Annotated in this window: 10 protein-coding genes and 2 pseudogenes; 2 read left to right on the top strand and 10 right to left on the bottom strand. The window is 39.9% G+C overall.

Annotated features, from left to right (window positions below; translation table 11 throughout):
- A pseudogene (locus tag HED67_RS17490) lies at window positions 1-93 on the top strand (cupin domain-containing protein); the annotation flags it as partial.
- 163 nt (window positions 94-256) lie between these two features.
- On the opposite strand, the gene HED67_RS00945 reads toward HED67_RS17490, so the two are convergent.
- From HED67_RS00945 to HED67_RS00935, 3 genes are read right to left on the bottom strand one after another with little or no spacing between them, the layout of a single operon-like run.
- Complete coding sequence (locus HED67_RS00945; RefSeq protein WP_221717243.1) at window positions 257-1,165, bottom strand: radical SAM mobile pair protein B; 909 nt, start codon at window positions 1,163-1,165, stop codon at window positions 257-259.
- Window positions 1,153-1,842 (bottom strand): radical SAM mobile pair protein A, encoded by a 690-nt coding sequence (locus tag HED67_RS00940; protein ID WP_221717242.1) that lies wholly within the window; start codon window positions 1,840-1,842, stop codon window positions 1,153-1,155. The genes HED67_RS00945 and HED67_RS00940 overlap by 13 nt, the downstream gene beginning before the upstream one ends.
- Window positions 1,839-2,276, bottom strand: a complete 438-nt coding sequence (locus HED67_RS00935) for a radical SAM mobile pair system MarR family transcriptional regulator (protein ID WP_004844961.1) — start codon at window positions 2,274-2,276, stop codon at window positions 1,839-1,841. The genes HED67_RS00940 and HED67_RS00935 overlap by 4 nt, the downstream gene beginning before the upstream one ends.
- Window positions 2,277-2,731: 455 nt before the next feature.
- Here HED67_RS00935 and HED67_RS00930 point away from each other — a divergent pair, with 455 nt between their 5' ends.
- Window positions 2,732-2,971: a DUF6061 family protein gene (locus HED67_RS00930; RefSeq protein ID WP_221717241.1), complete on the top strand. Its 240-nt coding sequence runs from the start codon at window positions 2,732-2,734 to the stop codon at window positions 2,969-2,971.
- Between the two features lie 209 nt (window positions 2,972-3,180).
- Here the strand turns inward: HED67_RS00930 and HED67_RS00925 are convergent, their stop codons facing one another.
- The 7 genes and pseudogenes from HED67_RS00925 to HED67_RS00890 form a co-directional block, all read right to left on the bottom strand.
- Window positions 3,181-4,422, bottom strand: a complete 1,242-nt coding sequence (locus HED67_RS00925; RefSeq protein WP_055260769.1) for an ABC transporter permease subunit — start codon at window positions 4,420-4,422, stop codon at window positions 3,181-3,183.
- Between the two features lies 1 nt (window position 4,423).
- Window positions 4,424-5,311, bottom strand: coding sequence for an ABC transporter ATP-binding protein (locus HED67_RS00920; protein WP_221717240.1), 888 nt, complete (start codon window positions 5,309-5,311; stop codon window positions 4,424-4,426).
- A 140-nt stretch (window positions 5,312-5,451) separates the two neighbouring features.
- Window positions 5,452-6,516 (bottom strand): sensor histidine kinase, encoded by a 1,065-nt coding sequence (locus HED67_RS00915; RefSeq protein ID WP_221717239.1) that lies wholly within the window; start codon window positions 6,514-6,516, stop codon window positions 5,452-5,454.
- A gap of 13 nt (window positions 6,517-6,529) precedes the next feature.
- Entirely contained in the window at window positions 6,530-7,039 is a 510-nt protein-coding gene (locus HED67_RS00910; RefSeq protein ID WP_221717238.1) for a VanZ family protein, read from the bottom strand.
- A 16-nt stretch (window positions 7,040-7,055) separates the two neighbouring features.
- Window positions 7,056-7,751 carry a VanR-ABDEGLN family response regulator transcription factor gene (vanR, locus tag HED67_RS00905; protein WP_003505360.1) on the bottom strand — a complete coding sequence of 232 codons (696 nt, stop codon included), beginning with the start codon at window positions 7,749-7,751 and terminating at the stop codon, window positions 7,056-7,058.
- 263 nt (window positions 7,752-8,014) lie between these two features.
- A pseudogene (locus tag HED67_RS00900) lies at window positions 8,015-8,239 on the bottom strand (hypothetical protein); the annotation flags it as partial.
- Between the two features lie 433 nt (window positions 8,240-8,672).
- Window positions 8,673-9,509, bottom strand: a complete 837-nt coding sequence (locus tag HED67_RS00890; protein WP_221717237.1) for a CPBP family intramembrane glutamic endopeptidase — start codon at window positions 9,507-9,509, stop codon at window positions 8,673-8,675.
- Window positions 9,510-9,665 lie beyond the last annotated feature (156 nt).

The raw sequence follows: 9,665 nt of genomic DNA, 5'->3' as shown, positions 1-9,665 counted from the left end.
GCATCCGATATTTCCGGAATTACTTATATCTGCATTCAGGTAAAAGAAAATTCTCTGGAACATTTTACAGCAGAGGACGCCGTAATCGGCTAATTAAAAGTATTTATTTACAAAAATGCACAGCTCCCGATAAGCTAAGAACTGTGCATTTTTTTCTTCAATTTTACAATTTCTCGATTTTTCAAACAAGAACTTCTCGATTTCAAATGGCGATAAATAAATCTCTCCACCATCATCAGTTTAATTTTCGTTTATATTAACGATTTCTTTTTCCTGTATTCTCTGTCCCTCGGATTTCCTCATGATAGAAATAATCTACGATCACCGGATGTCCCTGCGGGACTCTGCCATAAGGCATTTCATTATCCACAAAGGCACAATCATACTTCTTAGCCATTTTCTCAGCTTTTACTTCAAGTGCTTCAAAGTAGCTGCGGTTATGCTTGTTATAGATCTCGTCGTAAAGTGGTACAAGATCAGGATATTTTCCGGCGATATAATCCATAATTGTCTTTTTGAAACCGCCTCGAAGATTGAGATTTTCGAGCCAGAACAGATCGCACTGATTCTTTACCCGCTCAAAGATTGCTTCAAAATTCGTGATACCGGGAAATACCGGGGATACGAAACAGACTGTACGGATACCTGCCTCATATACCTGCTTCATAGCAGCAATACGGTGCTCAATGCTCGAAGCAGAATCCATATCGTTCTTGAAATTTTCATCTAGTGTGTTGATCGACCATGAAACGGTTACACGTCCAAGCTTCTTCAACAGATCAATATCCCGTACCACAAGATCCGACTTTGTGCAGATCAGAATATCTGCGTCACTGCCGATCAGCTGCTCCAGAAGTTTTCTGGTATTCCCGAATTGCTCCTCCTGTGGATTGTAGCCATCTGTCACAGAACCGATGACCACCCGCTGTCCGGCATATTTCTTCGGATTTTTAATTTCCGGCCAATGCTTCACATCAAGGAAAGTGCCCCATTCCTCCTTGTGCCCGGTAAAGCGCTTCATAAAAGAAGCATAGCAATACTTGCAGGCATGTGTACAGCCCACATAGGGATTGACCGAGTAACCGCCTACCGGTAGACTAGACTTAGTCATGATGTTCTTTGTTTCCACCTCACGAATGAGGATTCCATTTATTACTTCTTCCATGATTTCTGTACCTCTAACACTTTATTAAATTCTTCCGGCATTTCCTGAATCATATTTTCATCCCCTATGATAGGGACAAGATCTTCCTTCATAAACACCGGAATGCCGAGCTTATGTGCCTGGTCCGTCAGAGACCATGCCCATTCCGGCTCCGTATGAATCTTCCTACTCTGAGCTCCGGTCATGGTGCCGACAACGATCCAATTGATTCCAGAAAGGTCAACTGTGCCGGGATCATCGAATAACGGCTCAAAGGTAACATGGTAATGTTTTGCTCTGACGTTTTTCCGAAGGGCGTCGATACGCCACCGTTCTGCTTTCCTCGTCACCGTAACGCCAAACCATGCGTTTTCCAGATCGGTATCAAAATCCAGCAAATCAGGTCGCTTGGTAAGGAACAGGAACTGATGCTGTGGATTTTCACGGATCTTTGCAAATACCTCGTCTCTCCATTCCGGCTTCCATCCAAAGAGATCGCTCATGCCGGTAAGAAGAAAGTTCTGCGGACGTTTCTTTTCCATCATCTTGAGCTTACCCGGAAAGAATTCAGGGTCAGCGAAATCATCAATCATATGCCAGCGTTTCACGTTGTTGCGGGCATAACAATATGTACACCCCACTGTGCAGCCAATGACGATATTCATGTTCTGAATCTGATCTTTGATACAAATACTCATGACTTCTGCCACTCCTCAAGATTCTTTCTGATGCGGTCGAGGCATTCCTCAAACCGGGTAATTTCTTCCTCTGAAAAACCTTTGTAGTAAATACTGCCCATCTCATCAGATACAGAATCGTACTCGCCCTTTAAGGCATGTGCTTTCTCAGTCAGAAACAGGAGTGTTTTCCTTTTGTCCGTTTCAGACTGAACACGGCTTATCAGCCCTTGATTTTCCATTCTTTCCAGCATCGTAGTAAGAGATGTTATCGCTAATCCGCATTTAGTCGAGAGTGACCTGATTGAAATACCATCCTTCTGCCACAGCACATAAAGAATACGCCCCTGGGCTCCATTAAACGCATCAATATTCTTTTCACTGAGAATCTTCTCGAAAATCCGGTCTCCAAGCTGTTTTATTTTGGTAACAAGAAATCCTCCATTCATTTCCATACAAAAGCTCCTATATAGTAGTTTATTAAAAACATACTATATAGGAGCTTTATTGTCAACAGTTTATATGTCTTAATAGGTAAATTCCGTTTTTTTCAATTCTCCAAACTTGAATTGAGATTTCATATATTCCAAGGGATTTAATAACTGTTATATTTTTATTATCAAATATCTCTCAATCCCTTGAAAACACAAAGTTTATCGCATGTGAGCTTTCCCTTATTGTTTCCCTTGCGTTATATCGTCCCACCAGTGTTTACGAACTCTGATAAGGGCAAATACAAGGGTGCAGGACATCCAGTGGATGTCCGCTTTGCACCGACTGTAACGAAGCGGAGACCAAGAAAATTATATAAAACAGTATAACACAAAATAAAAGTGACATGGTGAACTGATTGAAATGCTTCTGATTTTTGCAACAAATGATTGATTTAACGATAAGGAGATTTGATACGATGAGAACAATATTTGCAGAATACAATCCCAAGCGCAACAGTATTGATGTTTACACCTCTGTTGGCTATATGCTCCGCATTGACTGTTGGGAAGCTGAAAAGAACTTAAAAACCACACCAGGATCAGACTGTGCATTAAACGCACTCGCCATTGATGAACCTCTTGAATATACAAAATTATATCTTGATGGAAATTTGCAGATGTGGGTAGATGCGGGAGACTCATTAGATATTTTTTGATTTTTAAACAAATACAACAGTTTAAATCGCTATTAACCACAATATTTCCGGAAAATTCATCATAGGTTTGTGCAAATGCAAAGAAACGGCGGCTCTGAAAATCAAAGCCGCCGTTTCATAGGCGCGTGAAAATGTGTCTGCTCTGCGACGGCTTTTTTTCTTTTGCCGTCGCGCGGCAGATAACCTATTCGTTCTATTCTGAACTTCTTTTATGCTACCTGATGTCTGCAATAGGAATGAATCGCCAAGAATGTAAACACAAATAATTCAATTCCTGCCGAAATCAAAATAACATGCGGTGTCCAGAAACTCATTCCACCAATATTCAGGTAATTGAAATCTGCAAGCTGAGAAAGGAAATTGTTCTGCATACCAATTCCGGCAGATGGAAGTATGGTAGAGAGCCATGTTGCTCCCATCGCCACATAAGCAAAAAGCGGCATGAGAAGAACTACAATAGAGATCAGCAAAACTGTCAATGTGTCTTTACATTTTGCAGACAGGAACAACGTACAGCTAACCGTTGCTAATACAGAAAGTAAGCCCGCTGCTGCGAGAATTATCTGCAACTGCCCCAGATTGATGTTTGGCAGATTAATGATAGAGTATCGCATCTGAAACGATGTTTTTAAGCAATCCGTCCCGAACGCTGCATCTAAAATCAGAATGTGTACCGTGATCCCGACAAGGAAAGTAACAACGAAAAGTGTAAATGCCGCCAGAATTTTGGTAATTGCTAATTGTTTATGCCCATATTTGGTGGTTCGCAGGATGCTGTCACCGCCCGTTTGATATTCTCCGGCGAAAGTAGGTGCTGCGATTGCCACACACAAAATAGCAAGGAACAAAATATAAAACTCAATATAATCAAATGCATCTTTAGAAATTCCAGAATGAAGATAAAATGGCGTATCAAGTTCTGAATATTTTTCAAGAGCTTTCTGCTGTGCGGTTTCGTTTTCTCTTTGCTCATTCCGCATGACATCCTGTAAATGTTCTGCGCACTTTTCATAATAGGCTCCGTCAATGTCATTCGGGTCAATATCCATTAAATCAGCACCAATGCCTGTTAATGGATCAGCAAACGCTTCGGACAGACCCATCAGCAAGTGACGGAACGGGACGATTTTTTCAATAAATACAGCCAGAGGAAAGCCCTCTTCCTCGACTGGCCCATATTCTCGAACGCAGCTTTGATAAGTTTCCAAAGCCGATTTGATCCTATCCGGGGTCACTTCACCAGCGGATGTTTTATATAAATCTTGTTTGTACTTGATAGCTGCCAGGCCATCTAATTCTGTAACCGTGCCATCTTCGTTTGGACGGTTAATACCCTCAAATGAAATAGGCAGGTATGCCATGGCTACGGAAAGCAAAAGTGCGATTGCAAGTAAAATCAGGGTGCGCCGTGACTTCAAAATACGTTTTAGTTCAAGTCTAAAGAGCCGCATATTATCTGTCCTCCTTTTCCAAGTCTGTCTGCGGGAACAACCACAGATACAGATCTTCCAATCGTGGCTCCGTTGTGACAGACCCATCAATTTCCGAATGCTCGGACAGATAACGAATAGAAACCTGATTGTGATCTTCGCCTCGCTGATTGATAATGCGCAGCCGCATTTCACATTCCGGCAGCTTTGAGGTCGGAATTATGCAATTCCAAACCTTGCCCTCAATCCGCTTGACAAGTTCTGCGGTAGTTCCGACATCAACAATTTCTCCGGCTTTCATAATTGCGTTGCGCGTAGAAATATATTCTATGTCAGATACGATATGGGTGGAGATCAGCACAATCCGATCATGCGAAAACTCGGAAATGAAATTCCGCAGACGCACGCGCTCTCCGGGATCAAGTCCTGCTGTCGGTTCGTCCATAACAAGTATCTCTGGATCGTTTAACATCGCCTGTGCAATACCAACACGTCGCTTCATACCACCAGACAGATTAGAGATTTTTTTCTTTTTCACATCGGAGAGCGAAAGAATGTCCAGCAGATGATTGATCTTTTTGGTAGTTGCCCTTGTAGGAATATCTTTCAGCGCAGCCATATACTCCAAATAGTCCTTCACTGTGAAATCCCGGTGATACCCAAAATCCTGTGACAGAAAGCCAAACTTGCTTCGGTAGACTTCACCTAACTCTCGAATGTTTTTTCCGTCATAGTAAACTGTTCCGCTGGTTGGTGTCATAATATCAGCGATCATACGCATAAGCGTGGTTTTTCCTGCGCCATTCGCCCCCAAAAGTCCCCAAATGCCGGGAGTCAATGTCAGATTGACATCATTTACTGCTGTTTTGTCTTTGAACTGCTTGCTTAAATGCTCTATTTTCAGTTCCATGCTTACACTCCTTTCTTTTGCTTCAGCTGAACAATAAAAAGCCCTTGTTCGATAATCATTGTACCGAACAAAGGCTTTTCAATCTCAAAAATCACACGCTTAAATTCCTAAGTAATTCCTAAGATCACATTCTTATTTTCCTAAGCGGAAAGGGGTAATGTAATCACAAAGTCTATGGTTTCATTTTGACTGGATGCAGTAATCTTTCCACCATGTAAATGTATAATTTCTTCCGCAATAGAAAGACCAAGTCCCGCACCACCTGTATTAGAAAGCCGAGCATCATCCAAGCGATTGAATTTTTCAAATATACTGTTAAGCTGTTCCTGTGGAATTGTTTTTCCATGATTTTCAAAAGTGATCTGAATATCATGCTCTAACCGTTTGGCGGATATAGTGATTTCTGTCTGCGGGTAACTATATGACGCAGCATTTCGTAAAAGATTACTGAAAACTCTCGCCAGCTTTTCGGGATCAGCATTCACAGATAAGTTGTCCTCCGCAGTAAATACCGCCGTGTTGCCATTTGCAGAGAGTGTCGGGTATATTTCATCTATTACCTGCGCAATCAAACAATGTAAATCTACATTTTCTTTTTTGATAATGACCTTATGTGCATTGTACTTGGTAATTTCAAAAAGTTCATTGATGAGCTTTTCAAGGCGCTCTGCCTTATTCAACGCCACTTTTACATACTTTTCCTTTTGCTGTTCAGGCATGTCAGGGGCTTCATGGAGCAGGCTCAAATAGCCGATTACTGTTGTGAGAGGGGTGCGTATATCATGTGCCAGATACATAATAATTTCATTTTTCTTTTCTTCTGCCTGCTTTGCAGCCTGCTTGCTCAACAGAACAGACATTTTAATCTGATTGAGCTGTTCCTCCAGTTCTTTCAGTGGCTCAGACAACGATACTGTATGATTGTTCTGCTCATAGACCGTTTGGGTTGCGTCAATTACTTCATCCAGATAGCCCCACGGCTTTTTCCAATAGTAATTGAAGATACATATAAAGCCGAGCATCAGATACAAAATAAAAAGCAGATCAAGCCGCCAGTAGAGCCATGCAAAAATACCGTTGTTAAATTTTGAAAAGATGTAGTCCAAGATAAGGGTCAAACCATATCCAACAACGGTATAAACCAGCAATGATAGGTATAAGCGCACTTTAAGGCGCTTTTCTGTTGTCATTTCTTTCTTCGACATGAGAATACACCTCCTACCGATTAACAAACAGAAGAAAGCCAAGCAGACCAATCACGACAACACTTACTATGCCTGCCAGAATGGAAAACAGTCTGTTTGCTTTTATTCTATTTCCGATTAACCGGGCTGCCATCGAATATACAGCAAGCCCCAAAAGACCACCTGCTGTATTTGTAAGTACATCAGTAATATCAGAACGTCCGACTGCTAAGATATACTGCATAGTTTCCAATAAAAAACTTGTTCCAGCAATCAGCATGAACTTCACATATAATTTTGTTCTTGGCAGAAGCATTTGAAGATAAATGCCCATAGGAACAAAAATCAAGAAATTTTCGAGTACCTCTGTTAAGTGAAATGCTGCGCCAACTTCTTTGTCATAGTGAAAAGGAATAAGGTTTATACTCCTTACTTTATCCAGATCACTGATTGAAAACTGTAGTTTGAACAGTATGATCCAAACCAGAAGTGCCAGATAAATTAAGAATAAAATAGTTGCCAAACAATTTGATTTTCTCTTCATAGCGTTCTCCTTTCGCTTAAATTTTGTAGCCGACACCCCAAATCGTTTTAATATACTGCGGAGTATCGGAAGTATCGTTCAGTTTCTCGCGCAGATGCCGGATATGCACAGTAATTGTGCTGCTGTTTTTAGAGTAGTATTCATCTTTCCAAACCGCATGAAACAGTTCCTCAATGCTTACAACATTTCCAGCACTTGACAAAAGGACGTGGAGAATAGAAAATTCTGTCGGGGTTAGAGAAACAGGTTCCCCGTCTAACAGACATTCATGGGTCTGCACATTCAAGCACAATTTGTTATAGGAAAGTTCCGATGGAATTTTCTCTGTGATGATACCGGGTGAATATTTCTTGTAACGTCTTAACTGCGCTTTCACTCTGGCAACTACTTCAAGTGGGCGAAAGGGTTTTGTCACATAATCGTCCGCTCCCAATGTCAGCCCCGTTATTTTATCCGTTTCCTCAATTTTAGCCGTTAGCATTATGATTGGATAAGTGTATTTCTTTCGGATAAGCTGGCAAAGTGAAAAGCCGTTCATATCCGGGAGCATAATATCCAGAATGGCAAGATCAATGTCGCCGCTTTCAATACACGACATGGCATCCGTTGCGCAGTAAAATTTATAAACGACGTAATTTTCGTTTTTCAAGTAGACCTCCAACAGATCCGCTATATCTTGCTCGTCATCTATAATCAATATCTTTTCAGACATATTTTCAACTCCTTTGCTCATATATCCAATTAAGTATAGCAAATACAACATCTAAATTCACAATGGATTGCCTGAGAAATTATTAAGATTTTCCTAACTTTCGAATTTAGGCAACTCAAAATGCTAACGCAAATTACATATCAGTTTTTTATGTGTCATACATATTCTCCAATATACTTCCATATAATGCACAGATTGACTTCATAATTGTATGCCATGAAATATCAGCAGCATAAGAATAATTTTTTTGATATGTTTTCCATAAGTGCTGTGTACATATACAACTTGAAAAATCTTCCGTACACCGTCATTATCAGAATGAACGACAGCACCGTGATAAATAATCATCCGATAAGCGTTACCGCCCACAATGGAATACTCTCGAAAAATCCGCAGTCCTCTATGGTCGTTACCATCTCTGCGGGCAAGGTCGTCTGTTCCGGAGTTCCAAATCCGGCAGCATTCATAATGGTTGAAATTGTCCCTTCACTCATTTGGACAAAGGGGTATGAAATGCACACCCAAAATCTCCGCTTTTCAAAAAATTTTTTGAAATAAAAAAAGCCGCCTGCTCCGGTTAGGAAACAGACGGCATTTCCACTCGTTACCGTATTTACTGCATCTCCACCAGACATTTTCCTCGACTTTGCATTTACTTCATCAGGCTTCAATGGCAAGTTCTTCTCCGACCACTCCGAAGCAAGCTCCGGGTGTACTTCTGCTAAACTGTTATTCATAGCCAAACCGGGGCCTCCTCTGTGATTAGAGTATATGAAGTTTTGGCTTTATCTTGTAGTTTGCGAATATCCGTATAAATAGAAAAAGCCCTTTGAGAAAGGGATTTCTCCTCTCTCAAAGGGCAAGTTGGCAAACTGGAATTTGACAAGTACCTTATAGCTTCATATTTTCAAACCTATTATATCAATTTTTTCTTGATTTAATCATAAAAAATGCTATACCAGCAACTATTATGTATCCGAACAATGAAATAACAGATGATTCAATTCCAAATTCTCCACCTGTGATGGCGAAATCTTTTGAATTAAGTACATATGTCATTATAGAATATTTATCCATTTTTTCCCCAATAGCTAATCCTCCACCAATAATCACAACGTTCCAGATAGCATGAACTATTCCACTATTCCAAACTGAACCACTTTCTATTGCAATCATCGAAAACATAACGCCTACCATCGTTCCGGCGATAATTACTAATAAACAACTGCCTATTGAAAAATCCTGTCCAAGAACATGTACAATACCAAATAACATTGATGGAACAATTACAGCCACCTTAATATTCCATCTTTTCTTTAATGCATTAAGTATAACTCCTCTAAACACCATTTCTTCAACAAATCCAGCCGCTATTCCGGTAAATGCAACCCCTGCACTTAAAGTATTGAACATCTGATTTCCATTCATATTTGAGGATACATACTTACCGTTGAATATTAAAAGATAACTTCCTTTTATAATAAATGGTAATAATACAGCTATTAAAATCCATCTTATTTTAATAGCAAATTTAGGCATTCCGAAATCCGAAGTCGGCAATTTAATAATTTTGCTAATAAACATTTTCAGAATAAGATATGTCAATCCAGCATATATAATTCCAGCGATAATATTACAAATGCCAGTTGGAATTTTTATTATAACAAACATACTTGCAATGGATTGTGCAATAATCTGTGTGATTATTAAAATAAATATGGCAACAAATGATGTGCTAATTGCTTTTTTTGTACTCATTTTATTTCTCCTTTATAACTTTCGATTTTCTCAATTCTCCAAACTAGAATTTGAAAACCATAAAATTATGAGTGATTATTAAAGTGTACCCTTTGTCAAGGACACTATGACTTTTTCCTTTTCAGATTTCTATTATATATTTGTTTGTTGTGTAGA

It is taken from the genome of Pseudocoprococcus catus (genome assembly GCF_019734885.1).
GTDB lineage: Bacteria > Bacillota > Clostridia > Lachnospirales > Lachnospiraceae > Coprococcus_A > Coprococcus_A catus.
Note: the sequence above shows the minus strand (reverse complement) of the source record. Positions and strands in the feature narration are given on the sequence as shown.

Bases quoted from the DNA above. Each gene is read 5' to 3' on its own strand.
- HED67_RS00945 (WP_221717243.1), bottom strand. From the start codon at position 1,165: ATGGAAGAAGTAATAAATGGAATCCTCATTCGTGAGGTGGAAACAAAG.
- HED67_RS00940 (WP_221717242.1), bottom strand. From the start codon at position 1,842: ATGAGTATTTGTATCAAAGATCAGATTCAGAACATGAATATCGTCATT.
- HED67_RS00935 (WP_004844961.1), bottom strand. From the start codon at position 2,276: ATGGAAATGAATGGAGGATTTCTTGTTACCAAAATAAAACAGCTTGGA.
- HED67_RS00930 (WP_221717241.1), top strand. From the start codon at position 2,732: ATGAGAACAATATTTGCAGAATACAATCCCAAGCGCAACAGTATTGAT.
- HED67_RS00925 (WP_055260769.1), bottom strand. From the start codon at position 4,422: ATGCGGCTCTTTAGACTTGAACTAAAACGTATTTTGAAGTCACGGCGC.
- HED67_RS00920 (WP_221717240.1), bottom strand. From the start codon at position 5,311: ATGGAACTGAAAATAGAGCATTTAAGCAAGCAGTTCAAAGACAAAACA.
- HED67_RS00915 (WP_221717239.1), bottom strand. From the start codon at position 6,516: ATGTCGAAGAAAGAAATGACAACAGAAAAGCGCCTTAAAGTGCGCTTA.
- HED67_RS00910 (WP_221717238.1), bottom strand. From the start codon at position 7,039: ATGAAGAGAAAATCAAATTGTTTGGCAACTATTTTATTCTTAATTTAT.
- vanR (WP_003505360.1), bottom strand. From the start codon at position 7,751: ATGTCTGAAAAGATATTGATTATAGATGACGAGCAAGATATAGCGGAT.
- HED67_RS00890 (WP_221717237.1), bottom strand. From the start codon at position 9,509: ATGAGTACAAAAAAAGCAATTAGCACATCATTTGTTGCCATATTTATT.